The following is a 26,209-nucleotide window of genomic DNA, read 5'->3' as shown; positions in this document are numbered from 1 at the left end:
TAGATAAATGAGGTGAAAAGCATGAGTTTTCGTGAAGCAATATGGGATCAAAAATGGCTCCAACCATTACTCCCCAATTATCTAAAACCTTTAAAGGACCCTAATATTAATAATGAATTTACGAAAGAATTTGTTAGCGAGGCGGAAGAGTTTTTATCTGATTTAGCCTCCCTTTCCGAACTACCTCGCTTAAATAAAACCTTTAAACGAAATATTAAAGGATATTTATTCAAAGTTAAAATTAAACCGAAAAAAATTCATGTCGAATTAATCGATACAAAAAAATCTTCGTCACCTATAAGGAAAAGAATTTATATTACGACATATAGAAAACAAGTAAAGTCTGAAAAAGGTTTTGGAAAATGCGTTGATGCAACTATTTACTATCAAGTAGAAAACAAAACGATTGTTAGAAATATACAAAAACACCCTTTGTTTATTCCTATTTTTTATAAAATTAATGCTTTAGATCATTCTATCTCTGGATTACCTATTGATGAGCTGCCACACCTTGAAATAACCGATAAAAGAGAAAGTATAAAGTCACATGTCGATGCTACAGTAGATCAAGAGTTTACTATTAAAGGCTTATTGAAAGAGTATCAATCGTTAGACACACTCATTAACACGAAGCTTGAAGAAATTGACAGTGCATTAAAACAATGTATTGAAGATATAAACTTATTGGATATTGAAGAAAAACATCATTTAAAACGACTTGTGAATCATGACTTACCACAGTTGTTGGAAACATACGCTAGCCTATCAAAAGATCAGCGTCTAGATTCCTATGATGATGTGATGACGTCACTACATTCGATGCGTACATATATCGAAACGCAAACTAATCATTTAAAAAACACTCGTATGGATAGAATGCAGCAACTCATTCGTCTTAATCAAATTAGATATGAAATACCGCTTAACAGAAATAATGAACAATAGAAAATTAAGATCCCTTAACGGTTATTCGCTCCATCATAACCGTTAAGGGATCTTAACTTTCTATAGGAAAAGTAGTGATACATGCAACTTAGCTTCACTAATATGTAACAAGGAAATATCTTATTATAGTGCTAAGCCAAAATATTTGATAAAATAAGATCAAACATAGTAAAAGTGGGGATTCATATGGATCGTAAAACAGCAAAGCACTATATTGGTGAACAAGTTATCCTAAACGAAGGAAAAAATGGCCAATATGTTGGAATATTAGAAGATATGAAAACAGAACCTAATAAGCCTTGGACAGCTTTCGTTCGTATAAAAGGAGTATATGAGTACCCTGAAATTAGCTTAAACGAACTAGAGTTAAATAAGCCCTTCCTAAAGGATAATGATATATTCAAGTGTTCTGGTCAAAAAATTGAGCCAATAAGTACAACATTCCCATCTAGCTATGATGAATCTTTAAAGTATGCATTAAAGCTAAAATGGGATCAATTCCAACAAATTAACGAAGATTCAGAAATAGTTTTATCGTTAATACAGCAAGAGCTTCGCAAATTAAAAGGAGAAAACCTTCTTTTTGAAGAGTCTTATATATACTATCAAATTGTGAAAAAGGGAAGGCAAGTGTTTATTTATGAGGAAGAAAAGCACGAATCTTTATCGATAGAGGAATGTCCATTTGAGTTTGAAATCCATGTCGAAGAAAAATGGTTGCAAGCCCATTATATTTCAGGCCTAACATTTGAATTAAATAATGGAAAACAAATTGACTTATCACATGGCAGTACTGTTAGACTTAATAAAACACAGTTTGATCCTTACCAAATACTTTTAAATGAGCTAGACTCCCCCTCTCTCCATGCATTGGAAAAGGGATTGCAAAAGTTCGGATTAGGCCATGAACATTCTGTTTATTGCCATAATGCTCTGCTTGTTCAAATGCTAAGCTCATTAAGTAGACAGGAATTTAAGGGCGTTAATTTTATCTCATATTCTAATGCTGAAACTCAATATGTCGTTCAACATCATTTTGAAAGGACAATACGGGAAAATGATGACGATATTACTTATGATAGATTTGAATTTACTTCAGATACTGGAGAAAGAGTCTTAACTTCATATGCAACGCAATTTTCCGCAGAATAAAAGGATTACTTAAGGGAGTTTTCCGAGGGGACTAAAAAGGTACATGTTTGAGTGCACTGAAAAAGTGAAAGAATACGAGGCCACTGAAAAATTACTTAAATTCAAAGGATAGTCTAATAAATATAAGGTTTTTTGAATATAGAAGTTGATGAGACCTGTGCAAACTCGCTTTCCGTGGGCGGCTGGTGGGCCTCCTCGACCTGCGGTCTGCGGGGTCTCACCCCTGCCTTCGATCCCCACAGGAACGAGCGTTACTTCGTCGCCTTATGCTTCGAGTTGTCTCGACGGATACGCTCCAAAGCATATGCTCGTAGAGGAAGAGACAGTTACCTCGCCTCCTCCGGTCTCATCAACTTTCCCTATATATAGAATATTAATGCAACGAAACAGCAAGTTTTTCACAAAGAACATCACTTTTTAGTGCCCTCATATGTTTCCCTTTTTAGCTACTCCTTTTCCCCCTTCTGAGAAACCCTTTAACATTGTATAATATAGTTTCTTGTTTTCCGTTATTTTTTATTATTACTTTCGTATGAATACCAATGAAACCCTTTTTCCCTTTGTCCGCCACTAATGTGTCTTAACGAAAAATTTTTCCCACTAATACTTGATAGAATTGCAACATGGATCGTATGTAGGTCATCAAATCGTTGTAAAATTGACTGAGATGAACTCATTGATTGTATTCGATTTCTCGGAATAATAACCTCAGATAATGAGATTTTTCTTGATTTTATAAGCAGTAGCTGTTTGCTAATTCCAATCCCAGCGTCGTAATACTGCATTATCCCTAATAATATCGCAAAAAATGGTAATATAAATGATAACCATCCATAAGGAAGTAAATACGTTACAATTGCTGCAAGTATAAGTGAAGGCAACAACAATTTGATCATATATCTACGTAAACTTTTACGCGGCAGTTTTTCATATTCTCTTTCTACAACAAAAGATGGAATTATATGCTGAATAATATCATTTACTTCCTTCTTTTTGCATAAAGGAATTAATATAGTTGATAAGTCTTCTTCTGCACTACCGCCACCAGCACTTTCAACATATACAGCTGCATATCCGAAGGGCTGTCTAAATAAATTCTGCACAATTCTTACAGCAGTAATTCTATTTGCTGATAGCGTTAATTGCCGCCTCTCTAATACTCCCCTCGAAATATGAACTTCATCACCCTTCGTTTCAATTCGAAACATACCATACTTTAATATAGTATTCCCTATTGATATGAACCAAGCTATCAATAAAATAAACAAAACGATAAAACCTATATATATAATACTAGAATGCATGATCCAACCAAAAAAATACTCATAAAAGGTATCAGGTATAAATTGTTGTGCTTGAGAAACGATTGCGGCTATAAAAGTAGCAACAATACCGATCCCACTAGAAGTTAATGCCGCAATTATTAAACGTTTTTTGGATAAAGCCCAATGAAACGAATGGTCGTTATTTTCTTCTTCAAACATCTCATCAGTAAAACTTTCCTCTTCATGGATCATTTCGAATTCTTCATCTTCTTTATCATTTATTAGTAGTTGCTCTTTAATAAATCGAGCTTCTTCTTTCTTTAATGCAACAATTCTAAATTCTGGCTCCGCTCCACCACCAGCAGTCTCAATTCTTAACTCTACTAGATTAAAAAGTCTTTGTAGTAACTTCGCCTGTATATCGATGCTTTGAATTCGTTCCTTACGAATATAGCGATTTTTCTTAAATATTAGCCCTTGCTTTATTTGTAATTCTTGTTCATTTAATTGATACTTAAATGTCCACCATTTAATAACACCTAAAATGAGTGTAGATACCAACACGATTGAAAAGAAAACACTATAAAAAAATGGACCACCTATTTGAGACGATTGACCAAAAATGAAAATAGCAATAAAGGTAAATATTAATTCTTTTAAGCTACCTAAAAAACCAAAGAATATTGCAATGGAATGTTGTCTACGCCATTCATTCATTAGGATCAGCTTCCCTTGCAAGTTTTGCTATATGATCTCTTAATTCGTCAGCCGCCATAAGTTCTAGTCCTGGAATTTCATGAGTGGTAGCAGCAGTGGAAATCGTTACTGAAGCTAATTGATAATATCTAAGTATTGGCCCTTGTTTCGTGTCAACGTGTTGTACCCGTATCATTGGTATAATAACTCGACGAATAACAAAAACGCCATACATTAACTCCACTTCATTTTCAAAAACTTTATATTTCCAGTTATTCCACTTTAGTTTTGGAATTAGTATAACTTTGAAATAACCTAATAAAATAATTGCGACAACTATAATATATGTTGGCCATAATGGAAATTCAAAGTACCACACTGCTAATCCATATCCTATTGGGATAAGCAAATAGAATAACCATTCTAGTAATCCCACAATTCGCCATGCCTGTAAAGTTTTTTTTGCAAGAGGGTGATTTGGCTTTGCTCTCATCATCATTACTCCTCGTCGTCTTCAAGATAGATAATATTTACCCCTTTGTCCTCTAATAGCTTAATGACTTCGTCATTAAGTTTCTCATCCCGTAAAAGTCCAAGGGCTCGAGCAAGTTCTAACTCCTCTAAATCACCATTCTCTGCATCCTCAATCAATTCAATTATTTCAGTCATATGTAGCTCTTTGAGTCTTTCCACTAGTTCATCACGTTTCATTTCAATCACATCCTTCGTTACTTTAATTTTATCATTCTATTTAACAAGAGAAAAACTTTTTTTCAATTTTTTAACATACGAATCAATTTCATAATTCACTTTTATAAAAAAGCCAACACTTTCAGAATTAATAGTTATATCGTTTTTTAAATCAGTTACTTTAAATTTGTGTTGATTTCCTCTTAAGGATACTCGCTTGCCGCGGGCAACGCTTCAGCTTCCTCGGGAAACCCACCCTGCGGGATCTTCAGCTGTTGCTTTTCCCGCAGGCGTCTCGTACCTTCAGCTCCAATCAACGCTGTTTTAAAATAACATTGGTCCTTTTACAAAAGAATTAAGCTGCTACTGAATTCATTGAATATTGTTTTTGAGCAAGTCTCATGCTAACTAATTTCATTCCATTGTACACCATGGTAACCAAATCAAAATGGACTTTAGCTCGTTTTCCTGTTCGATATCTTACATTGTTCAACTGAAAGAATTCTTTTAGGTATCCAATGACCCTTTCAACGGAACTCCGTTCCTTAAATCTATCTTTCCAGGCAACTGAACCGCGTGCGGGTGCACTGTACCGGCGTAAATCCGACTCTATTTTTATCTTGTAGACCTTTTGGCATAATGTATCTTCAGCTAGAGGACAATCCCTACACTCTTTTGGACGTGTGTATTTTAAGGTTTGGTATTTTTTATCAAAGCTATCGTATCGATAGGAATGTTCCCTTACACACGTTGGAGCGAAATTTTCATCAAACCCAATTGGCTCTGATTCATTTTTTTTGTTATAAGCAATGATGGAATATCCTTTCATTCGATGGACTTGTTCATAGATTGCATCGTAATCATATCCTGCATCCATTAGTGCATAGATCATCCTAAGTTCCGAAAAGTTTCTCTCTATTCCTTTTAATAAAGGTATAGCAGCTTTACCATCGTTTAGGCTACCTGAGGAAATCATTGAATGAAGAATAAACTGAGTTTTGGTATCAACAGCTAAATGACCTTTATAACCAAACCAAAACACATTTTTCCCTTCACTATTTTTCTTCACGCCCCATGTAGGATGAAGTGGCATTTGATCATGAAGTTCATCGTAAGAAACGTCTAGTTGATCTTCAATTTTCTTTTCAAAAATAGACAAGGATGCTTCCTTAGCTTCTTTCTCTTTTAACCATTGTTCATGTTCGGCCTTTGATTTACGCCCACGTTTCTTTGGCTCAGACTTTGGTTTCTCTTCTTTTTTTGAAGGAGCCTGATCTCTCGCCTCGAAGTGACCAGAGTCAATCGCAATATTAGGATCTGTAATATATTCTTCGTTGATTGCATCAGTTATTATTTGAGAGTTTACCTCTTCAAGAATGTCTGTATCTTTAATTTTTGTAATCATCCTTGAAAATGAAGCTTCAGAAGGGACTGGATCAGATATCAAAAAGCCACAGTCCAGCTTAAAATTAAGGTCGGTGTTTAAACGTTCAACTAGGAGTTGCATCTCGGGAATTCTCTCAACAAGCCTCACCACGAGTGCTTGAATCATTGCAGGATAGTTTAATTCTACAGGTCTACCTAAATTAGATCTTTTCACTACGATAGTGAGGATGGGATGAATATCAATCGCTGAAAAAATCTCATCATAACGGTGGGTAGGTTCTAAGTCAAATAAAATTTGCATGCTAAAAAGGCTCTCTTGTCGTACAATAGACATAAGGGGCTTCCTCCCATTCGAATTGGTTTGTTCGTCACTTACTAAATTCGACATTTGGGGAGGTGCTCCTTTTTTCATGTTCTGAAACCCTTGGCCCATAAGGGCCAATAATTATGAAATTGATTCATACGAATCAATTTTCAAAAAAGATCATAGTCTCAGAATAATATTATCTCATTAAAAAATTTCTTGTTAACTTCACTTTGGTGTTGTTGATTTTCACTTCAGGATACTTGCTTTCCAATAGTATACAACCACCAAAAAAATAGGTATTTAAAAGGTAAGCTTCCACCTTTTGAGTACCATCTGTAAAACAATTAATATCCTCAACTAATCAAAGGCTTCTGTCATTTGCTTCCATACGGAACCTTTTGCTTCTTCCCCACCTTCTATTCTTGCGAGAGCTAACTTCACTTGCATGCTTACTTCAAACTCTGTATCATTTTCTGCCTCTTTTAATGCGTCAATAGCTGTTTCGTCTCCCACTTCATATAGAAACATAGCAGCTCTCCATCTAACTAGTTTATTTTTATCCTTCAATGCTTTTACCATTGCAGGAATCGCCTTAGCACTACCAATATCAGATAATGCATCTCCTGCTGTTCGCCTAACTGTAACCGATTGATCTGTTAATGCACGATATAAATATGGTAATACTTTTTCATCCTCTATCATTCCTAAATACACTGTAGCTAATCGACGTATTGATGCTTTTTCATCTTGAAGGGCGATTTCTAATACCGGTAAATCTTCTACACTTGGGTCCATTTGTTCAAGAACAGCAAATCGTTTTTTCCAATCCTCGTTATTCAGCATCTCTGCTGTAACCTTTAGCCATTTTTTATTCCCTTTAGGCTTTTCACCATTGTTTAGCGCTTGCTTTATCAATTCTTCTAACCGTTCCTGATTATAGCTAGCTTTAATTTCTTCTGCTACCTCATCAGCTACCTCTTGAAGGTCTCCGTATCTTGGTCTATAATCGACCCACTTTCTCTGCATTACAATATTATCTTCTGGTAACGTTGCTTTAACTGTAGCCTCTTTAAAAATATTAGGTAAAGCTACTCGTACTTCTTCCTCTCCTGAAAAGGCCTTTACCTGTATTGGGATTCCTTTAAATTTATGCACTTGAACATTGACCTCTCCAAAATGTTCATCTACAGTTGTTTCTGGCGTATCTCTAGTTGGATTTGTCTCTCCGAAAACTGCACGCACTTCTGGTAGAATGACTTTCCAATCTACTTTCGGATGTCGTTCTACAGCAATAAAGTCCGCCACATGGTATACGCCTTTTACACCCTCCACTTTAAATAAGTCTTGAACAAATGATGGCGCTCCCTCACTCGTCTCTTTCGTATAATTATGAGCCTTCCCTTGTGGAAGAGACTGGCTGAGTGTAAGCTTCATTGTATTAGGACTTGGTGTTGGTTCTACTGAAATAATCTTCATAGTAGCAACCCCTTTCCACTGTGTTTATGTTAGTAATTATTTTAACATAAATATATTTTTGAAGATAACGACAGGCTCACTTATAATACTTTGCTTAAGGATTTTACAATATCTTGAAAGTGTGCTTTATCATTAAAGCGAGAAACAATTTGATGTTCCGAATCTAACAAAAAAGTGGTTGGAACTGACATACATTGATACTGATCATAAATCACCGTTCCTTCGTCCTTTATACAAGGAATTGTGAAACGATTTTTATTATAGTAATTTAAGCCTAAGTCACTTTGCTCTCTTCCGTTTACATGTATTAGTAACATTTGTAGTTCAATCTTGTTCATTGAGCGATATAAGTTTTCCTTTAATTGAAGGTCTCGTTGTGAATCAGGGCACCAAGAAACCCAAAAAGTCAATAAAACTGGTTTATTCTCAAAGTCTAATAATGAAATAGATTCGTTAGAAGTAAGACTTTTTAATGAAAAGTTAGGTGCTTTCATTTTCATTTCTCCTTTTTACAAACTCATAAACGTTAGTTACTGATTGAAAAGCATATAATTTACCAATAACATTATTATTATCCAAATGTAACAGAGCAGGTACACTTTTTACTTCCCATTGCTGTCGTTTTTCTTTGAAAAAATTAATATCGGCTTCGTAGATCGGAGGAACTTGTTCTGAATCCTCTATAATAGATAAAAAGCGACGAGCAAGCTTACACGTCCCACAAAGAGGTGTATATAAATAAATAAATACACCTCTTTTCTCGTTTATTAATAAATCTAATTGTTCATTTGTCTCTAATTTGAGCACCATTAATCCTTTGCAACCCCTTCAATTACCATCGCACCTAAAGTGTTTTTAAAATGATCCAATGCCCACTGATGGCCAATTCCGTTAAAGCTTTCAACTGCATCTTTATGAACGACTATCGAAAAACCTTTATTAAAGGCATCTACAGCAGTATGTAAAATACAAATATCTGTACATACGCCAACTAAATGAAGCGTATTAATACCTCTTTCTCGAAGCTTTATCTCTAAATTTGTTCCAGTAAATGCACTATATCTCGTTTTATCTATCCATTCGTAATTTATATCCCCTCTTTGTAGGTGCTCATGGAAATATGACCCTAATTGACCATATAACTGTCTTCCTTTTGTACCTCTGATGTTATGTGGTGGAAATAGTTGTGTTTCTGGGTGATATGGGTCCTCTTCCTCATGAACATCAACCGCAAAAATGACTAAATCATTCTTTTCAATATGATGTTTTGTTAGCTCAGTTATTCTACTTTCAATTTTTTGACCTCTTTCCCCACACGTTAACCTACCATCATCATCTATGAAATCATTTGTGTAGTCAATTACAATTAAACATTCCATTTTATCCATCCTCCCTACTTTTATCACAATTATATCATTACGATAAAAGTACCGGTAATTCGAATCGATATATACTAAAAAAACTCATGGAGACAAACAATACAGGATAGAGTAAGAAAAGAAAAGCGTTTGAACCCTTAGGGTAATGAGAGGGAATTTATTCGAGAGATACGACTCATGTATAGATAAAAAGAGAGGTTGGAAAATATACTGGGAAATTTGAATTTAGTGTGTTTTTATACATTCTTATGATTAGAGGATGACTCAAAAGGTCGATATTATACTTTTTGAGTCATCCTCTATAATAGCTCTTGGGACAGCCGTTGTTAGTAATTATAACCCTAAAATCATTTTATTTTGTAATTGATGCAATTGCTGCTGAAGCCTAATAAGCTGATCACGTTGATCTGGATTTGCACTGTGAATCATTCTATCTAACTGCATGTTTGCTTCTTCTAATTCCACTTGTGCAGACGTATACTCCTCAGCATTGTTATGCTCCACTTTCTTTGACTCTAACAGCTGTTCCTCTGCATTCGTTATGACTTGTTGTATTTGTTCGACTGCACCGTGTAAATAATTGGAATTTGTCATTTATCTCACCTCAACATTAACTTAAGCTTTTCTGTTCATTTTATACTTTTAATTATTTTCTAATTATGTGAGATAATATCGCAATAAAGTTAAAAAGGATATAGTTACTTTCCAATCTATTTCATTTATAATGAAAATAACCTTAAGACGAGAGGAGTTGTAATTATAATTATGAAGATAAAATATAACATTATACCTAAGCAAGACGTACGTTTTGTTAAAGAAAACTTTTCAATTCAAGAGGCACTCATTGAATTAGAGGAAAGTGGTTTTCGTTGTATACCTATTTTAGATGAATCGAGTACATATTATAAAGGGAATATTTATGTACAAGATGTGTACCGTGCACTCTACAAAGAAACACACAAGTTACAAGACTCTGTTATGACACTTAAAGATGACGTGAATGTTACAATCGAGGAGCAAAGCTCTTTTTTTAAAGTATTTAACCAAATAAAAAAATACCCTTACTTAGCTGTTTTACAGGAGGATAATACATTTGCTGGGATACTTACTCACGCGAACGTGATGTCATTGTTAGAAGATTCGTGGGGCGTAAAAACTGGGAGTTATACGATAAACATTTCTACACATGAATATCACGGTGCACTAAGCCTCATTGTTTCTTCAATTAAGAAGATTACAGGGATACAAAGTCTCCTGACACTAGATAATGAAAGCAGATTTTTCAGACGTGTAATAGTCACATTACCTCGTGATACTTCAGAAGAAACTTTAAATAAAGTTGTTTCACAATTAGAATCTGATGGGCTTCGCGTTTTTGATATCGAGAAGATTTAAACGAAAAAGAGGGAGACTCCACAGGTTCATTTTCACCTATTGAGTCTCCCTTTTATGATGAGGAGGGCACTGAAAAAATAAAAAGCATCCTTTTCAGCGACTCTCATTTTAATGCGAGGTCTTAAACTTCTCGTTCGATAGCAATAATTTTGTAACTATCGTTAAATGGAATTAAACGGTAGGCTCTCGTTCTTATTATTTCATCAGAGCTACCCAAACTATCAACAAAAAAGGTTTCCTTCCAAGTCCAGCGCAGTTCTCCATGTTCATTAATTTCTATTGTTTGATCTTCACCAGTTATAAAAGTTTCTATTTTTCTCTCTGTCAATGTTTGCTGATGTTGCCTTCGTACCATATGATAAATGTGACTATTAGCAACAAAATATTGTTCAAGCATGGAAAAATTTTGTTGCTCAAGGCTTATACCCCATTCTTCCAAATAAGTATAAATAAAAGTCTCGACTTCTTTTGTATTGCCTTGATAAGTCGTCCAATTCTCTTCCTCATTACATGCAACTAAAAAAAGAAAAAGAAAACTTATAAAGACCACCTTCCATTTATTCATTTATGTTATTCCTCTCTCATTCCTTTAACAGACATTGTAACACGATTTAGTACTGTTTTTCATTTAATGTCGATAAAATACCATCTAACAGGAATGAGATCGATTTATTTCTTTCCATAAATCTTTTTCTCTTTGTATCTCCTTGAAAGCAAGTAACAGCTTCTATTTGCATATTCTCATGCGCATTATCAATTAGTGTTTGCTGAATATACTTAGGTTTAGCTTGATAAATAAATTCAGTAGCAAGACTTCTCCACTCGTTAGCTAATTCATTCACTTCATCAGCAAATGGCTTAACTTCAGATTGAAAATCTGCCGAAGTTTTATTTAACGCATATTGTTCAAAGTTTTTTAATGCTTGCTTATTCATTTTTTGTAATTTCACTGTTATTATCTTTAGCCTTTCATTACTACTATTCATAAACGACACCTCCATGCAGAAAGTGTACCAAACATTAGTACTATAAGGAAGGTAATAACTTTATAAGGTAAAAATACTGGCAAGCCTTCTTTTACTTCCTTGTCCTTCCTCCTTTATAGGAGAAACTCTTTTTGCTTTTTTGTTTAGTTTTTTCTCCATTTTTTGAAGTCTAACATTATACTCTTCTAATGATTTTGTTATATCATTAATATCTCTTTGCTGCTCCAGTAATTTAGACTCCATTCCTTCTGCTGTCTTACTTTGTATTTTCCTATCGAGTTTGTCGATGGAGAAAATCAACTTATCAAACCGGTCCTCTAATTCATTTGCAGACAACATCTTCTTCACCTTCCATTTTGAATTTTTTTAGAAACGTCACGTATATAGAGCAATGGTTTATTGTTTTATACTAATTCACCTTTCGTCTGTAATTGCCCTTCTGTAGTGACAAAACTAGTTTCCATTCAACAAAGAATGTTTAATTTTTTAGTAACGTCAACTATATTTCTACATTAATTTCAACAGAAATGTTTATGTTTTTTTGTCCTACTTATGAATCAGGTTTTTCAGCTTTAAATATAAGGAAGCAGTGACTACAATTTGTTTTTGCTTGTGTTCATACCAACCAGTTAAATCGTATTTCATCGGTTTCATCATTTTTTTGTCGATATAGTTTGTTGGATCATAAGTTATACTCTTGGACCAGTCTTCTCGCTTGTCATCACTGTGTAATATATAAGGATATATATCGTTCATTCTTGGCGTAAATGGGAAGCTACCTTTCTGCCATTTTTGATAATCCCTACGAGAGCCAGAAAAGGGAACGTCATTGAAAAAAGAATGAATATCATTTTTTTCGCGAGAATGGAATAGTATCCAAGCAAGCTCTTTTCCTAATTGAATTCTTTTTTCTACTTTATTAAATTGTTTAACTGTTCTCCCGTAAATCTGTCCCTTCTTCGTTGGGAATAAAACAGAACTAAAATGAAGCCTCTCTTGGAGTACATAGCTGAAACTATTGAATATTTCTCGCTTAAAAAAGGGTGCTTCAATGACTGGCCTTTGAATAAGGTTTTGTTCATTGATTATTAGTGCTTGAAGAAGTCGCTCTTTATTTCCCGTTTCCCAAAAAGCTTCCCATTCATTTATCATCCATTTAGACACTTTAAAATAGGTTAATAAGTAAAATAATGGTTCTTTTAATTTTTTTGACCATTCATAAATCAAGAGCTGTGGAAAAGCATCCGAAAATATTAACCAATTTGCTCGTTCATACGTTGTGAATAAATGATTTTGCTGTTCTTTCGTTAAAAGAACTTGATATGGCCGACTCCACAGGTCAGACATATTCCAACCTGCATTACGAGAAACCATACTTGCTAAGTAAGCCCAATAAATTTCATTGTTCCTAATAAAAAAGTCCCCGTATGCTTTCGTTCTTAAAAGATTATCTTTGTTATATCTTAAAGTCATTTCTTTAACATGTTTTATATTACATAATGTTACATATTTTTTTAACAAATCACTCAACTCCTTTATTGGTCTTCATATTACAATGTAAATTAGTTAATAGTATTTTCTTTCCTAAAATTTATGGTAATATATACTGATGGCATCAACAAAAAGGGTGAGTAATTATGTCATTTCGTTATCCAAATGGGAAAAAATATGAACCAAAAAGAAACTTAGAGAGGAAAAACGTCGTCAAAAAAGATGATAGGTTTAGTAACCGTGGAATGAACCTAGAAGAGGATATTAATGAAACGAATGAATATTATCGTTCTCACGGAATAGCTATTATCCATAAAAAGCCTACACCACTACAAATAGTGAATGTTCATTATCCTAAACGAAGTGCTGCCGTAGTCACAGAGGCTTATTTTCAAAAACCTTCAACTACTGACTACAATGGTGTATATAAAGGGAAATATATAGATTTTGAAGCAAAGGAAACAAAAAACAAAACAAGTTTTCCATTAAAGAACTTTCATGAACACCAAATTAACCATATGAAGCAAGTTCTGAGCCATGGAGGCATTACATTTATTATATTAAGATTTACAATTTCCAATGAAATATACTTAGTATATGCTTCAGATATCATACATTTTTTTGATGAGAAAATAACGAAAAGAAAGTCAATACCGAAAACGTTTATTGAAGATGTAGGTACATTAATAGAAATAGGCTATCATCCGAGGATTGACTATTTAAAAATTATTGATAAAATAATTTCAACCGAATAATGTTTTTTATATTTTCTATTACTTTAGTTGTATCTGAAAGGAAGATGCAAAATGTCTGATAATAATTACAAATCCAGAAGTGAACGAAAGAAGATACAAACAGAGTCAAAACGTAAATCTAAAAACCGTAAAGGTATGATGAAAAAAATCTTTGTTGCATTTGGAATAATGTGCTTAGTCATGTTAATCGTAGGTGCAATAACTGCTTTTGCAATAATTAGAAATGCTCCAGAACTTGATCCTGAAAGGTTAAAGCTCGCGCAAAATCCACAAATTGTGGATCGAAATGGTGAGCTAATCACAACATTGCATGCCGAGCAAAATCGTCACAACGTAACCATTAATGAAATTCCAGATGTCATGATCGATGCAGTACTCTCTGTTGAGGATGTCCGTTTTTACGACCATTTCGGTCTAGATATGCGACGAATTGGTGGTGCGATTGTTTCTAATGTTACGAGAGGCTTCGGCAGTGAAGGTGCTAGCACAATTACACAGCAAGTTGTTAAAAATTTATTTTTAACTTTTGATAAAAACTGGACAAGAAAAATTCAGGAACAATACTTAGCTATTAGATTAGAACAGAAATATTCAAAAGACCAAATATTAGAAATGTATTTAAACGCTATATACTACTCTGATTCTAGATATGGTGTAGCTGCCGCCGCTGATTATTACTTCAGTAAAGAGCTTTCAGAGCTTACAATTGAAGACGCAGCATTACTAGCAGGAATACCGCAAAGACCTAATCACTTTAACCCTTTTAAAAACCCAGAGGCAGCAGAGCAACGACGCAACACAGTAATAGCCTTAATGGAGAGGCATGAAAAAATAACTGCTGAAGAAGCTGAGGCGGCAATGGCAGTTCCTATTGAGGAGCAACTAAAACAAAGTAAACGTGAGTCTTATCCATATCAAGCTTTCTTAGATCAAGTGCTTGATGAAGTGGAAGAGATCGAAGGAATAGAGCGATCAGATATCTACACAACTGGCTTAAAAATATACACGACACTTGATCTTGAACTCCAAGAGTATGTCGAGCATGTCATGACTTCTGATGAGGTCGTTCAATTTCCAGATGATAAATATCAAGCAGGGATTACATTAATGGATAACAAAACAGGAGAGGTATTGGCAATTGGCGGTATTCGTGAAGCAACTGGAGCCCGATCCCATAATTGGGCAACAAACCCTAGTAGACGCGCCCAACCGGGCTCTGCTATAAAGCCTATTTTAGATTATGGTCCTGCAGTAGATGAATTTAAATGGTCGACTTACCATCAAATTGTTGATGAACCACATTCCTTTACCGGGGAGGACAGAGAATTTAGTAATTGGTATTCAAATCCAAGTCACAGAGGTTCAATGTCTATTCGTAAAGCGATGGAAATATCCAGTAACGTTGTTGCAGTTAAAGCATTTCAAGAAGTAGGGATCGATAAAGCTAAAGAATTTGGTGAGCGGTTAGGTCTAGATTTAGATACGATTCAGGAACCTTACGCGATAGGTGGTTTTACTACAGGAGTAACACCATTTGAAATGGCTGGTGCATACGGGGCATTTGCTAATAACGGTGAATTCAATTCACCTCACACAGTGAGAAAGGTTGAGTTTCAGGATGGTCAAACGATAACACTCTCACCAGATCCTGTCGTAGCTATGAATGATTATACTGCATTTATTGTTACTGAATTGATGCGTTCTGTAGTAGAAGGTCCAGAAGGTACTGCTAGAAACGTTACGATTCCTGGAGTACCGATCGTAGGTAAAACTGGATCCACAAACTTTACAGAAGAAGAAAAAAGGGAACATAATATTACAAATGGTATTCGGGATTCGTGGTTCGCTGGTTACTCGCCTGAACTCACAGCAGCTGTTTGGACTGGGTATGCAAATTTAAATGATGGATACATTGATACAAATCAAGGAGAAGGCCAAATTGCTCGAAATATCTTTAGAGAAGTAATGGCCTTTGCACATGAAGATCGAGAAGTTGGTAGTTTTGAAATGCCTGATTCTGTCGTTAGAATCGGTATAGAAAGGTCTACTGGTCTTCTACCGAGTGACTTTACACCACAAAGTGAAATCATTTATGAATATTTTGTTAGAGGAACAGAACCAGTAAAGGAATCCGAAGAGTTTATTCAAGCTGATCCAGTATCAAATTTAACTGCAACATATAATGAAGAGGAACATCGAATTAACATTAACTGGGATTATAATGAAGATGTTCGAGATATGTTTAGCTACAGTATTGAAGCGCGAGTTGATAATGGTGACTACTCTTTACTTGACATTACACAGGGACTTCAATTTGAGATAGATAGTCCTGATTACGGTGCAACATACTCTATAAGAGTGAAGGCAATTTCTAATGTAAATGATGGTTTGGAAAGTGACCCTATGACAGTTGAAGTAACTATCCCAGAAGAAGAAATAGATATTCCTGATGAGATATTTGATGATGAAGAAATTGAGGAAGATGATCGTCCTGGACGTGGCAATAATGGTGAAAACGGTAATGGGCGTGGACCAAATAACGATGGTCGTGGGCCTAACGAAGGTCGCGGACCTGAAGATGATGAAAATGAAAACCCTGATGAAGATAATGAAAACGGTGATATCGATGGAGATGATGTCGGTGATCACGAGCAAGAACCTGAAAGTTAAATAAGAATGAGGTTGACTCAAAAGGTAAAAATCGACCTTTTGAGTCAACCTCTTTTACGTTTTTATCAGATGAACACATCGGTAACTAATTTTTTTTCATCAAGTATATAGTCCACTTTTTATGAGACTCTTCAAATAATTGTTTTAAAGTAATAAAGGAATGATAATGGTCCGGTGAGTTTAAAATAAATGATATTCGTTCACGAATATTCATAGGTGCATAAGGTAAATGATTTAATTGTTCTTGTATAGCATTTAAAGTATAAACTGGTCTTTCCTGCAACCATATCATTGTCTGAATATATAAACTTAAGTAATACAACATATATGGCCGAGCTTTATTTCTATTTCGTTCATGAAAACATTGTGTAAGGGTAGGTAGTCCTTCATTTAACCACAAATTTTTCACTTTCAAAATTAACGTCTGAAGGTTGTCCCAAGGTTGTTCAGTATTGTTAGCACAATTTAATGCTAATCTAATATCATAATGAAATAAATCACCCTGTACAAAATCCACATCATTCGAAATTGTTATTTCCGCACCTTTTCCATAAAAAGGTGATAGAACAAAAGCTTCCGGAACTTTCCATAGTTTTTTATTCACTAACAATAACCCCACGCTTCCTCATTCTTTTTTTCCCTTCCCTACAAAGGGATAACAATGGACATTCATTGCAACGTGGTGATTGTGCTTTACAATGGTACCTTCCGAAAAAAATGAGACGATGATGTGATACCGACCATTCCTCTTTAGGAAGTTTTTTCATTAATGTTTTTTCCACTTCTAATACAGAGTCCTTCCATCGACAAATACCTAATCGCTTACTAACACGCTCTACGTGCGTATCAACAGCAATTGCAGGCTCGTTAAAGGCTACTGACGCTACTACATTTGCTGTCTTTCTCCCTACACCAGCAAGCTTAACCAATTCACTTTTTTCTTTTGGGATTTCTCCATTATAATCTTCAATGAGAGATTGGCAAAGTTTCTTAATATTTTTAGCTTTACTTCTGAATAATCCAATTGACCTTATATCATTTTCAAGTTCATCCAAAGGCGCTTGTATATAATCATCAGGTGTCTTATATTTCTCAAACAGTTTCGGGGTAACTTTATTTACAAGAGCATCTGTACATTGTGCAGATAATAATACTGCAATAGTCAATTCGAACGGATTAGCATGCGTCAATTCACACTCAGCATCTGGAAACATATCCCCTATTGTGTTAAAAATATTTATTATATCTTTTCTTGTTAACATCTCTATTATCTCCCACTATTATTTTAACTTTGTAGCCAGTTATAATGCGGATGGCGTGTTTTCTGTGTAGTACTTTGTTTTGGCGAAGAATGATGCTGCCTAATTTTTTCCCCATGCTGTTTTGCTTGACTTAAAGTCCTCACACCATTCTTTTTCCAATCGTACAAAATTCTGTCAATATACCTGAAATTCAACTTTGAAGAAACAACTGCTTCCCGAAGGGCAGCTTCAATCATTTGAGGAGCATGTTTATCTTCATCTAGCCACATTGATATCATTTCCAATTCCATTGGTGTTATAGGACGAGAAAACTCTTCTTCAAACCGGCGATATAACTGGCCTTCTTCGAACTGTTTCGTTTGTTTCTTTGATCCAACCATTTCATTATTAATAAAAACTGCTAGTTTTTCATAAGTAGGCTTAATAGAAATAATTTCAGCTAATTTTCCGTCTGTATCATGATTTTCTTCAATTGTGATAAAGCCTCTTTTTAACAGTTCTTTTAACAGTGCAGTACAGTCATCGGCACTTATCGTCATTCTTGATTCTAAATCTTGTGGCGTTGGAAAGGAATTGCCTTCTTGCATATATTTTCTCAAGTGCAATAATAAAACTAATTGGCCTTCTGTTAAACCTAGTTTTGCATAATTTTTGATAAGTACCGACGGAATGGTTAGTGGTTCATCTATTAGTTGGTTTATTATTATTTCTTTATTTTCGTTCATTTCGTCCACCTCACTACCATTATATCATGTATTATTAAGTCGGAAAGTGTCCCTAATTAGAAAACAAAGCCAAGCGCATTTACGACGCTTGGCTTTTAGTTTATTATAGCTTACTTTTTTATTTACATCCAACAACATGATGATAAAAAATATTTATTATGGATATAAACGGTTTAATAGTCTAGGAAATGGAATTGTTTCTCTTACATGTTCGACTCCACACATCCAAGCAACCGTTCTTTCTAGGCCTAATCCAAAACCAGAATGTGGAACAGATCCGTACTTTCTTAAATCCAGATACCATTGATAGGATTCTTCTGAAAGATTATGTTCATCATATCTTTGTTTTAGCAAATCCTCATCATCTATTCTTTGTGAGCCACCTATAATTTCTCCGTATCCTTCAGGTGCGATTAAATCCGCACATAATACAACTTCTTCACGATTAGGGTCAGGCTTCATGTAAAAAGCTTTGATTTCAGCAGGATAGTGCGTAATGAAAACAGGCTTATCATACTTTTCTGCTATCGCCGTTTCATGAGGTGCACCGAAGTCTTCTCCCCACTCTATTTCATGTCCCTCTTTCTTTAACATATCAATTGCTTCATCATACGTTATTCTTGGGAAAGGAGCTACTATGTTTTCTAGCTTAGAAGTATCTCTTTCTAATGCTTGTAGTTCTTGTTTACAATTTGCTAATACAGCTTGTACAACGTGTGAAACATATTGTTCTTGAACGACTAAGCTATCCTCATGATCCATAAAAGCCATTTCAGGCTCAATCATCCAAAACTCAATAAGATGTCGTCTCGTTTTTGATTTTTCTGCTCGAAAAGTTGGACCGAAAGAAAAGACTTTTCCTAACGCCATTGCAGCAGCCTCCATATAAAGTTGACCACTTTGAGATAAATAAGCATCCTCATCAAAATACTTCGTGTGGAATAAATTTGTTGTACCTTCTGCTGAACTTCCAGTTAGAATTGGTGGGTCTACTTTCGAAAAACCTTGCTCATTAAAAAATTCATACGTAGCTCTAATTATTTCATTACGAACTCGCATAATAGCGTGTTGTCGCTTTGAACGAAGCCATAAATGACGGTGATCCATCAAAAACTCTGTACCGTGCTCTTTTGGTGTTATTGGGTAATCCTTCGCCTCATGAATTACTTGAATTTCTTGTACAGTAAGTTCATACCCAGAAGGAGCTCGTTTATCTTCTCTCACAATACCAGTTACATAAATAGAACTCTCTTGTGTTAGCTCCTTAGCAAGTTGAAACACTGATTCCTCTACTTCGGCTTTAACTACAACACCTTGAATAAAACCAGTACCATCTCTTAATTGAAGAAAAGCGATCTTTCCGCTTGAACGTTTATTCGCTAACCAAGCACCAATCGTTACTGATTGCTCAACATGGTTTCCTATTTTTGCAATAGTTGTTTTCACATTATTCCCTCCATAGTTTTTCAATAATTTTTAAATGTATGTATATTAAGGACAATCCTCATCCATTATACAACTGTCGAAAAATAGAAGTCAATGTAACAAACGGTACTTTAAGACGGCTTTTTAAATTGATAGTGCCTTATATAAGTACCATCTTCAAATGTAACGTAATAAAAAGAATGCCTATCCATATCATCGACATAAATCACTTCATAAACTGGTGTATTTCCAATGATGCCTAAATTAATATCCTTTATTTTCTTTACATTCAATCGTGAATGTACAATATCACGAATATGATCCTTCGATAAACCATCGCTTTGATTTTTGATCACCAATTGCGGTTCTATATCCTCACTGTTTTCCTCATTATCATTTTCTAATAACTCTTCGAACCAAATATATACTTCCGTTCCTTCTTCATCAATACCTTCCATTACTTGAAACGACCTTCTGCCATGGTAGTAGTCAATGTTGTTAATTTCAGCAATAGTTGTATTTGCAAGAACATATTGTTGCGCATTCAATTGTCTTTCTTCCAATGGTGATGTGATTGAACTGTATAAAAGATAAGTAAAAATGACAGAAGCTATACTTAAGATAATTACAAATATAATGATTAATTTTTTTACCATACTTTCACCTACTTACGTTTCATAAATAGTTAACTCCATTTTTTGTTCTTCTTTATTTAATGATAAGCCAAAAAGTAAATCCCGATGTTTTAACGTTCTATTTAATGAATCAACCACTTTATATAATTCGTTATTTCGACACAGTGTTACCGTACATAATTTCGCTAATGTTGCTTTTTTCTTCACTATGTTGCCTCCTTTGACTATACATGAAAATCTTCTCCTACTAAGGAGAAATATTGTCAGTCATACTGGTGTCATAAGCGGTGATACTATAGTTACCGCTCCAAAGAAAAGGATGATGAGCGTGAACGAAAATAATAAAAGCTACGAACAAATAGCAGCCACCACTGCTGAATTGTATCATCTTGAAAAGGATCTTATATCCTTACGGTCACCTCACCGTCCCCATCATTTTAGCACAGTTAGTATCGCTTTTAGGCAGACAAAATTTCCAGAGAGATGTGAAAAAACAAAATAATAACCTACACCTACCATCCATGGGCACCTTAAAAAAAGGTGCTCAACTCTTTAAATAACAATTCGCTTCATATAAAATTTTTTCTTCATCTAATTGAAGTAACTCTCTGTTTCTCATGATTTGTTTTCCTTGCACGAATGAATCAGTAACGTCTGACCCTTTCATACTATACACGATATGGGATATAATTCTATCCTCATTCCAAGGTAAAAGATGGGGTACTTCCGGCTCTATAAGGATAAAGTCAGCAATAAAATTTTCTTTAATTTCACCAACATTATTTATTTGTAGTGATTTTGCTCCGTATTGTGTGGCCATGCGCAAGTATGCTTCACTACTAGTTATCGTTGGATCCTCATGTAATCCTTTTTGAATGAGCGTCGCTATTCGTAATTCCTCAAACATGTCTAAATTATTGTTACTTGCCGTTGAGTCAGTTCCTAGTGACACTGATAGGTTTAAATCAAGCATTTTTGGAATAGGCGCAATTCCAGAACCAAGCTTTAAATTACTCATTGGATTGTGTGAGATTGATACACCTTTTTCCTTTAAGATATTTAATTCTTCATCATTGACATGTACTGCATGAGCAATAAGACAAGGTACGTTAAACATCCCCAATTCATTTAAATGTTCTACTGGCCGTTTCCCATACTTTTGAATGTGATCCACTACTTCTTTTTTTGTCTCTGATACATGCGTATGGATCCACATACCATTTTCCACAGCTTTATCTACAACTTTTTCTAAAAAAACGGGTGGACAAGTATACGGTGCATGTGGAGATAGCGCTACTGTAAGTTTGTTGTCGTTCTCTCCATGGAAATTGTGATATAACTGAATCGACTCTAAAAGTTTTTCTTCTTGTTCCTGATCTGAACAATGTCCAATCATTCCTCTACAAAGAACTGCACGCATATCGCTCTCTATTACCAATTCCGCAATATTATCCATATGAAGATGGTACATATCTAAAAAGGTTGTTGTTCCAGATTTGACCATTTCTAGGATCGCTAATGATGCTGCTTGTAACACAGTCTCTCGTGTAAACCTTCTCTCAGCAGGCCACATCACATTCTCTAACCAATTCATTAGAGGAATGTCATCACCCGCTCCTCGTAAATATGTACTTCCTAAGTGTCCATGCGTATTCACAAGACCAGGCATCATCCACTTCCCTTTGCCGTTAATGACTTCATCAGCAGTATCCAATATTTTTTTGCTTGGATATCCCGATCCCACTTCTTGAAAGGTGCCACCTTTGATTATAACAAAACCTTGAAAGATAGCGTTATTTTCATCTAATGTAATGATCGTTATCGAGTGTATTACAGTAACCACAGATTATCCCCTCTTCACTAATATTCACTTAATCAAATGTTAGCCAGCTGCTCGGTAAGCTATTTTTATGTGACGGACGAACAGTAATGATTTCATAATCCTCCTTATTACATCGCACTGTTATCGTTCCAATTCTACTCGTTTGATAAATATCAATCCATGTTTCATTTAACCTTTCCAATACAAAGTTACTTGGCTCATCCTCACCATTACGAAAAATAACGGCGATTTGCGGATCAACCTCTTCTAATAAAGGTGCTGAAGTTCCACGATCACTTCCAAAGTCAGGAACTTTAAACATTGTTGCTTTCAAATCATACTCTTCCACTAATGATTCTTCAACGCCATAATCAGCAATCGTCATATAAAGGAGGCTTTTATTAAAATGATCAATAAATAAAGCACAGCCACCTTTACCTACACCTTCACTTTCTTCAACATATAGTACTTCAACAGTCACATCCTCCAATAATGAAAAATGATCACCTTTCTCTACATAGGTAACTTCTCCGTTAAAATTTGAAAGTACAGATTCAAACATACTCTTAAGTGTAAAAGGAATGACTATATTTTTCACATGAAAGTTATTTATAATATAAGGTAAATTACCGATATACTCCATTTCTTTACTAGAAATGATTAACGTATCAATAACATCTACTTTATACATATCTAATCGATCTTCTAAATCGTCTTCACTTTGTCCATGACCTGTATTTAATAAGATCGTTTCTCCACTATCCCCTTGTATTAATGTAGATTCCCCATGTGATAAATCAAAAAAAGTGTACGCTATTTCTCCCTCAGATAAGTTTAAATCAACCTTATCAGCAAACGCTACAAGTGGGGTATAAAGAACGACAAAAATAGTTAATATCATAAGTGAAAATAGCTGCTTTTTCATTCTTTACTTCCTTTCAAATAGGATTCTTATGTCCGTTATCAAAGTGTCGATAAAATGTCATCTTCCAACTCATCCAACGATTTTTCGACTAAAGGTATTTCTGGAAGTGATTTAATAAATAACTTTCCATATTTTGTATTAGTAATTCTTCGATCTAATACAATGACCGCTCCCCGATCATGTGTCGTTCGAACAAGACGTCCAAACCCTTGTTTAAATCGTAAAATCGCTTGTGGTAAGGCAAGTTTCATAAATGGATTTAAGCCTTCTCGCTTCATCTCTGTAGATTTAGCTTGAAAGACTGGATCATCAGGTGGTGTAAATGGCAAACGTACTATTACGATGATGCTTAAATCACTTCCTGGAATATCTACACCTTCCCAAAAGCTACTCGTTCCTAATAATATAGCTTGATTAAATTGCTGAAAGTTTTTTGTTAACTTTGTTCTATTTCCTGAATGTACCCCTTGTGCAATAATCGCATATTCATCGTCTAGCATTTCCTTTAAGTAGTTGTAACAATTTTTTAACATGTCGTACGAAGTAAATAGTACAAGCATCTTCCCTTTTGTGATCTCAGCAATTCTATAAATTTGCATAACTGTAGCTTCAGCATATGCTTTTTCTCCAGCATCTTGTATAAGGGGCATATCTGTAGGTACCATGAGCTTTACTTGCTTGTCCCAATGAAACGGTGAATCAATATGCTTTGTTTTCACATAAAAATCTGATAATCCAAGACGTCTAATCATATAATTAAATTTATTATTGACAGTTAGCGTAGCAGAAGTAAGAATAACACTATCCTTTTTTTGGAAAAATAAATCAGCTAATGATTCAGATACGTTTATGGGACGGCCTTTTATATATATAGCTTGCTTAGGACCTTTCGTATCAGCTTCAATCCAATATATCATGTGATCATCTTGTTCTAATAGAAGCTTAATTAAAGAGGAATACACACCTTCTACTCTGTCTATGAATGAAGTGAATGCATCATTGTAATTCGATTCAATTGTTTCTAAAATATCTACTATACGATTTATATTAGCAAGCCACTCTTCTAAATAAAGCTTACAACGTCTCGCTGCTTCTTCAATGACATACCAGCTGTTCTCTTTGGCATTTATTTTTACAGTTGCTCGTCCACGTTCATTAAAGTTTGTATTACTATTAATGACGTAATCATTCAATAGTAAAAATAATTCATACCATTCAAATTTAACTTTCGTACCGGTTTCCTCTATTTTCTCAACAGTATCACGATAATCATTATATATTTCATCATATACTTGCCGTAATAGTCCTTCACCACGTTTAGACCCCATTCGGTTAATGAGATGCGTTAAAGATAAATAATCAAGTTGCTGCCCGAATTGTTCCGTAGCTGTATCTTCGAGGTGATGTGCTTCATCTAAAATTGCATAATCATATTTTGGTATTAGTTGATTGCTCGTTAAAATATCAGCAAGAATTAATGAATGATTTGTAATAATGAGGTCAGCTTTTCTCGCATCATTTCTTGCATGTTGATAAAAACACCTTGAAAACCAAGCACACTTAGAAGAGTTACAGGAATATGCATCACTTGCAATATCGTTCCAAAAACGGTTTGAGTGTGAAGCAAGACTAAGTTCTTCTACATCTCCTGTCTTTGTTTCAAGTAACCACACGAGAATTTGAGCTTTTGACACAGTTCTATCGTATGCATCATTATGATCTTCTTGTAATAGCCTTGCAAACTTCTGTAAACATAAATAATGACTTCTCCCCTTCAGTATGACAACATGTATAGGAAATGGTAATAGCCTTTCTAAAGTAGGTACTTCCTTTTTTATTAACTGCTCTTGAAGTTGTATTGTTTGTGTACTTATAATAACTTTTTTCTGTTTCTCTTTCGCGAGAAAAGCAGCAGGTAATAAATAAGCAAGTGTCTTTCCAGTTCCAGTACCTGCTTCTATTAGGCCAAAAGCCCTTTCCTCCATCGTTTCATATATATATGTCATCATCTCCGTTTGCCCCGCTCTTACTTCATAACCTTCCATTACGTTTTGCCACCAATTAGTGTTGACTATATTTGATTCATAAAAATTGTGAAATAATATCTTGTCTACTTCTTCCATTTGCTCATTGTCTAATATTTTCTCACGCTTTTTTAAAACAAGACCTTGAAAGTGATCATATTTATCGTCACTACATGTTTCTTTTTCCATAATCCACTCTTGAATGATCGATCCGATATCACTTTTAAGCTTTGTTGACAAGTTGTTCAATTCAATTAGTGTTTGTTTAGGTAAGTGATATAGTTTATCCATTATTTCTAAAAATATTAGTGCAGTTGCTTCGGCATCACTATCAGCACGGTGAGGTTGATCATGATTCATATGTAAGCTCTCTGATAACTGTGATAACCTAAAGCCATCTGCAGTAGGATAGGCAATCTTTGATAACTCCACTGTATCTATTACTGGGCCACTTAATCCGGTATATCCTAGTGCATGAAGTTCTTCATTAATAAAACTTAGATCGAAATCTACATTATGTGCCACAAAAAAGGCACCGTCTAATGCTTGTAATAGCCTAGGTGCCACTAGATCAAAAGTTGGAGCATCTTTCACTTCATTATCGTTAATATTTGTTAGCGATCTAATAAATGGTGGTATATCTCTCATAGGATTAACATAACTGTTAAATCTGTCTATTATCTTTTTCCCCTCAATGACAACAAAGGCTATTTGAATGATGCGATCCCCTTTTATAAAAGAGACGCCAGTCGTCTCCACGTCTACTATAACAAAACGTTCCATACATTCTCCTCCAAG

27 protein-coding genes are annotated in these 26,209 nt (G+C 34.7%); 5 read left to right on the top strand and 22 right to left on the bottom strand.

Annotated features, from left to right (window positions below; genetic code table 11):
- Window positions 1-21: 21 nt before the first annotated feature.
- Complete coding sequence (locus tag BCELL_RS09685; protein WP_013488531.1) at window positions 22-945, top strand: hypothetical protein; 924 nt, start codon at window positions 22-24, stop codon at window positions 943-945.
- Between the two features lie 186 nt (window positions 946-1,131).
- Window positions 1,132-2,097 carry a DUF2777 family protein gene (locus BCELL_RS09680; RefSeq protein WP_013488530.1) on the top strand — a complete coding sequence of 322 codons (966 nt, stop codon included), beginning with the start codon at window positions 1,132-1,134 and terminating at the stop codon, window positions 2,095-2,097.
- Between the two features lie 509 nt (window positions 2,098-2,606).
- Here the strand turns inward: BCELL_RS09680 and BCELL_RS09675 are convergent.
- The 9 genes from BCELL_RS09675 to BCELL_RS09635 form a co-directional block, all read right to left on the bottom strand.
- Window positions 2,607-4,079 carry a PH domain-containing protein gene (locus BCELL_RS09675; protein ID WP_013488529.1) on the bottom strand — a complete coding sequence of 491 codons (1,473 nt, stop codon included), beginning with the start codon at window positions 4,077-4,079 and terminating at the stop codon, window positions 2,607-2,609.
- Complete coding sequence (locus BCELL_RS09670; protein ID WP_041808200.1) at window positions 4,072-4,551, bottom strand: PH domain-containing protein; 480 nt, start codon at window positions 4,549-4,551, stop codon at window positions 4,072-4,074. The genes BCELL_RS09675 and BCELL_RS09670 overlap by 8 nt, the downstream gene beginning before the upstream one ends.
- A gap of 5 nt (window positions 4,552-4,556) precedes the next feature.
- Entirely contained in the window at window positions 4,557-4,769 is a 213-nt protein-coding gene (locus BCELL_RS09665; protein ID WP_013488527.1) for a hypothetical protein, read from the bottom strand.
- A 334-nt stretch (window positions 4,770-5,103) separates the two neighbouring features.
- Window positions 5,104-6,468 (bottom strand): IS1182 family transposase, encoded by a 1,365-nt coding sequence (locus tag BCELL_RS09660; protein WP_013488526.1) that lies wholly within the window; start codon window positions 6,466-6,468, stop codon window positions 5,104-5,106.
- Between the two features lie 330 nt (window positions 6,469-6,798).
- Window positions 6,799-7,917, bottom strand: a complete 1,119-nt coding sequence (locus BCELL_RS09655) for a conserved virulence factor C family protein (protein WP_013488525.1) — start codon at window positions 7,915-7,917, stop codon at window positions 6,799-6,801.
- A gap of 80 nt (window positions 7,918-7,997) precedes the next feature.
- Complete coding sequence (locus tag BCELL_RS09650; RefSeq protein ID WP_013488524.1) at window positions 7,998-8,411, bottom strand: TlpA family protein disulfide reductase; 414 nt, start codon at window positions 8,409-8,411, stop codon at window positions 7,998-8,000.
- A complete protein-coding gene (locus BCELL_RS09645) occupies window positions 8,398-8,727 on the bottom strand; it encodes a thioredoxin family protein (RefSeq protein WP_013488523.1) in 330 nt (109 codons plus the stop codon). Before BCELL_RS09645 ends, BCELL_RS09650 begins: the two co-directional genes overlap by 14 nt.
- Window positions 8,727-9,296: a cysteine hydrolase family protein gene (locus tag BCELL_RS09640; protein WP_013488522.1), complete on the bottom strand. Its 570-nt coding sequence runs from the start codon at window positions 9,294-9,296 to the stop codon at window positions 8,727-8,729. The genes BCELL_RS09645 and BCELL_RS09640 overlap by 1 nt, the downstream gene beginning before the upstream one ends.
- A gap of 333 nt (window positions 9,297-9,629) precedes the next feature.
- Entirely contained in the window at window positions 9,630-9,890 is a 261-nt protein-coding gene (locus BCELL_RS09635; protein WP_013488521.1) for a DUF2524 family protein, read from the bottom strand.
- 171 nt (window positions 9,891-10,061) lie between these two features.
- Here BCELL_RS09635 and cbpA point away from each other — a divergent pair, with 171 nt between their 5' ends.
- Entirely contained in the window at window positions 10,062-10,691 is a 630-nt protein-coding gene (cbpA, locus tag BCELL_RS09630) for a cyclic di-AMP binding protein CbpA (RefSeq protein WP_013488520.1), read from the top strand.
- A 121-nt stretch (window positions 10,692-10,812) separates the two neighbouring features.
- Here the strand turns inward: cbpA and BCELL_RS09625 are convergent, their stop codons facing one another.
- The 4 genes from BCELL_RS09625 to BCELL_RS09610 all read right to left on the bottom strand — a co-directional run bounded on the left by BCELL_RS09625 (window position 10,813) and on the right by BCELL_RS09610 (window position 13,198).
- On the bottom strand, window positions 10,813-11,256 hold the full coding sequence (locus tag BCELL_RS09625; RefSeq protein WP_013488519.1) for a TcaA NTF2-like domain-containing protein: 444 nt from the start codon (window positions 11,254-11,256) through the stop codon (window positions 10,813-10,815).
- 46 nt (window positions 11,257-11,302) lie between these two features.
- Window positions 11,303-11,677 (bottom strand): YppE family protein, encoded by a 375-nt coding sequence (locus BCELL_RS09620; RefSeq protein WP_013488518.1) that lies wholly within the window; start codon window positions 11,675-11,677, stop codon window positions 11,303-11,305.
- 60 nt (window positions 11,678-11,737) lie between these two features.
- Window positions 11,738-12,016, bottom strand: coding sequence for a hypothetical protein (locus BCELL_RS09615; RefSeq protein ID WP_013488517.1), 279 nt, complete (start codon window positions 12,014-12,016; stop codon window positions 11,738-11,740).
- 207 nt (window positions 12,017-12,223) lie between these two features.
- Window positions 12,224-13,198, bottom strand: a complete 975-nt coding sequence (locus BCELL_RS09610; protein ID WP_013488516.1) for a DUF2515 domain-containing protein — start codon at window positions 13,196-13,198, stop codon at window positions 12,224-12,226.
- A gap of 116 nt (window positions 13,199-13,314) precedes the next feature.
- On the opposite strand from BCELL_RS09610, the gene recU reads away from it, so the two are divergent.
- A complete protein-coding gene (gene recU, locus BCELL_RS09605; RefSeq protein WP_013488515.1) occupies window positions 13,315-13,923 on the top strand; it encodes a Holliday junction resolvase RecU in 609 nt (202 codons plus the stop codon).
- A 51-nt stretch (window positions 13,924-13,974) separates the two neighbouring features.
- Complete coding sequence (locus BCELL_RS09600) at window positions 13,975-16,593, top strand: transglycosylase domain-containing protein (protein ID WP_013488514.1); 2,619 nt, start codon at window positions 13,975-13,977, stop codon at window positions 16,591-16,593.
- 85 nt (window positions 16,594-16,678) lie between these two features.
- On the opposite strand, the gene BCELL_RS09595 is transcribed toward BCELL_RS09600, so the two are convergent.
- From BCELL_RS09595 to dinG, 9 genes are all read right to left on the bottom strand, one after another.
- Window positions 16,679-17,197: a YpoC family protein gene (locus BCELL_RS09595; RefSeq protein WP_041808197.1), complete on the bottom strand. Its 519-nt coding sequence runs from the start codon at window positions 17,195-17,197 to the stop codon at window positions 16,679-16,681.
- Entirely contained in the window at window positions 17,190-17,855 is a 666-nt protein-coding gene (gene nth / locus BCELL_RS09590) for an endonuclease III (protein ID WP_013488512.1), read from the bottom strand. The genes BCELL_RS09595 and nth overlap by 8 nt, the downstream gene beginning before the upstream one ends.
- Before the next feature lie 23 nt (window positions 17,856-17,878).
- On the bottom strand, window positions 17,879-18,580 hold the full coding sequence (locus BCELL_RS09585) for a DnaD domain-containing protein (protein ID WP_013488511.1): 702 nt from the start codon (window positions 18,578-18,580) through the stop codon (window positions 17,879-17,881).
- A 156-nt stretch (window positions 18,581-18,736) separates the two neighbouring features.
- Window positions 18,737-20,026, bottom strand: coding sequence for an asparagine--tRNA ligase (gene asnS / locus BCELL_RS09580; protein ID WP_013488510.1), 1,290 nt, complete (start codon window positions 20,024-20,026; stop codon window positions 18,737-18,739).
- A gap of 110 nt (window positions 20,027-20,136) precedes the next feature.
- On the bottom strand, window positions 20,137-20,661 hold the full coding sequence (locus BCELL_RS09575; RefSeq protein WP_013488509.1) for a cell wall elongation regulator TseB-like domain-containing protein: 525 nt from the start codon (window positions 20,659-20,661) through the stop codon (window positions 20,137-20,139).
- Window positions 20,662-20,673: 12 nt separating this feature from the next.
- Window positions 20,674-20,847 carry a YpmA family protein gene (locus BCELL_RS22115; protein ID WP_013488508.1) on the bottom strand — a complete coding sequence of 58 codons (174 nt, stop codon included), beginning with the start codon at window positions 20,845-20,847 and terminating at the stop codon, window positions 20,674-20,676.
- A gap of 337 nt (window positions 20,848-21,184) precedes the next feature.
- Complete coding sequence (locus BCELL_RS09570; RefSeq protein ID WP_013488507.1) at window positions 21,185-22,483, bottom strand: amidohydrolase; 1,299 nt, start codon at window positions 22,481-22,483, stop codon at window positions 21,185-21,187.
- 28 nt (window positions 22,484-22,511) lie between these two features.
- On the bottom strand, window positions 22,512-23,387 hold the full coding sequence (locus BCELL_RS09565; RefSeq protein ID WP_013488506.1) for a ComEC/Rec2 family competence protein: 876 nt from the start codon (window positions 23,385-23,387) through the stop codon (window positions 22,512-22,514).
- A gap of 38 nt (window positions 23,388-23,425) precedes the next feature.
- Window positions 23,426-26,194, bottom strand: a complete 2,769-nt coding sequence (gene dinG, locus BCELL_RS09560; protein ID WP_013488505.1) for an ATP-dependent DNA helicase DinG — start codon at window positions 26,192-26,194, stop codon at window positions 23,426-23,428.
- Window positions 26,195-26,209 lie beyond the last annotated feature (15 nt).

It is taken from the genome of Evansella cellulosilytica DSM 2522 (genome assembly GCF_000177235.2).
Classification (GTDB): domain Bacteria; phylum Bacillota; class Bacilli; order Bacillales; family Salisediminibacteriaceae; genus Evansella; species Evansella cellulosilytica.
This window is presented reverse-complemented; position numbering and strand designations above follow the sequence as displayed.

Coding starts and splice junctions, on each gene's coding strand:
- BCELL_RS09665 (WP_013488527.1), bottom strand. CDS start 4,769: ATGAAACGTGATGAACTAGTGGAAAGACTCAAAGAGCTACATATGACT.
- dinG (WP_013488505.1), bottom strand. CDS start 26,194: ATGGAACGTTTTGTTATAGTAGACGTGGAGACGACTGGCGTCTCTTTT.
- BCELL_RS09660 (WP_013488526.1), bottom strand. CDS start 6,468: ATGTCTATTGTACGACAAGAGAGCCTTTTTAGCATGCAAATTTTATTT.
- BCELL_RS09620 (WP_013488518.1), bottom strand. CDS start 11,677: ATGAATAGTAGTAATGAAAGGCTAAAGATAATAACAGTGAAATTACAA.
- BCELL_RS09635 (WP_013488521.1), bottom strand. CDS start 9,890: ATGACAAATTCCAATTATTTACACGGTGCAGTCGAACAAATACAACAA.
- BCELL_RS09640 (WP_013488522.1), bottom strand. CDS start 9,296: ATGGAATGTTTAATTGTAATTGACTACACAAATGATTTCATAGATGAT.
- BCELL_RS09685 (WP_013488531.1), top strand. CDS start 22: ATGAGTTTTCGTGAAGCAATATGGGATCAAAAATGGCTCCAACCATTA.
- BCELL_RS09575 (WP_013488509.1), bottom strand. CDS start 20,661: ATGGTAAAAAAATTAATCATTATATTTGTAATTATCTTAAGTATAGCT.
- BCELL_RS09650 (WP_013488524.1), bottom strand. CDS start 8,411: ATGAAAGCACCTAACTTTTCATTAAAAAGTCTTACTTCTAACGAATCT.
- BCELL_RS09565 (WP_013488506.1), bottom strand. CDS start 23,387: ATGAAAAAGCAGCTATTTTCACTTATGATATTAACTATTTTTGTCGTT.
- BCELL_RS09625 (WP_013488519.1), bottom strand. CDS start 11,256: ATGAATAAATGGAAGGTGGTCTTTATAAGTTTTCTTTTTCTTTTTTTA.
- BCELL_RS09680 (WP_013488530.1), top strand. CDS start 1,132: ATGGATCGTAAAACAGCAAAGCACTATATTGGTGAACAAGTTATCCTA.
- BCELL_RS09655 (WP_013488525.1), bottom strand. CDS start 7,917: ATGAAGATTATTTCAGTAGAACCAACACCAAGTCCTAATACAATGAAG.
- BCELL_RS09675 (WP_013488529.1), bottom strand. CDS start 4,079: ATGAATGAATGGCGTAGACAACATTCCATTGCAATATTCTTTGGTTTT.
- BCELL_RS09645 (WP_013488523.1), bottom strand. CDS start 8,727: ATGGTGCTCAAATTAGAGACAAATGAACAATTAGATTTATTAATAAAC.
- cbpA (WP_013488520.1), top strand. CDS start 10,062: ATGAAGATAAAATATAACATTATACCTAAGCAAGACGTACGTTTTGTT.
- BCELL_RS09615 (WP_013488517.1), bottom strand. CDS start 12,016: ATGTTGTCTGCAAATGAATTAGAGGACCGGTTTGATAAGTTGATTTTC.
- recU (WP_013488515.1), top strand. CDS start 13,315: ATGTCATTTCGTTATCCAAATGGGAAAAAATATGAACCAAAAAGAAAC.
- BCELL_RS09585 (WP_013488511.1), bottom strand. CDS start 18,580: ATGAACGAAAATAAAGAAATAATAATAAACCAACTAATAGATGAACCA.
- BCELL_RS09600 (WP_013488514.1), top strand. CDS start 13,975: ATGTCTGATAATAATTACAAATCCAGAAGTGAACGAAAGAAGATACAA.
- BCELL_RS09670 (WP_041808200.1), bottom strand. CDS start 4,551: ATGAGAGCAAAGCCAAATCACCCTCTTGCAAAAAAAACTTTACAGGCA.
- nth (WP_013488512.1), bottom strand. CDS start 17,855: ATGTTAACAAGAAAAGATATAATAAATATTTTTAACACAATAGGGGAT.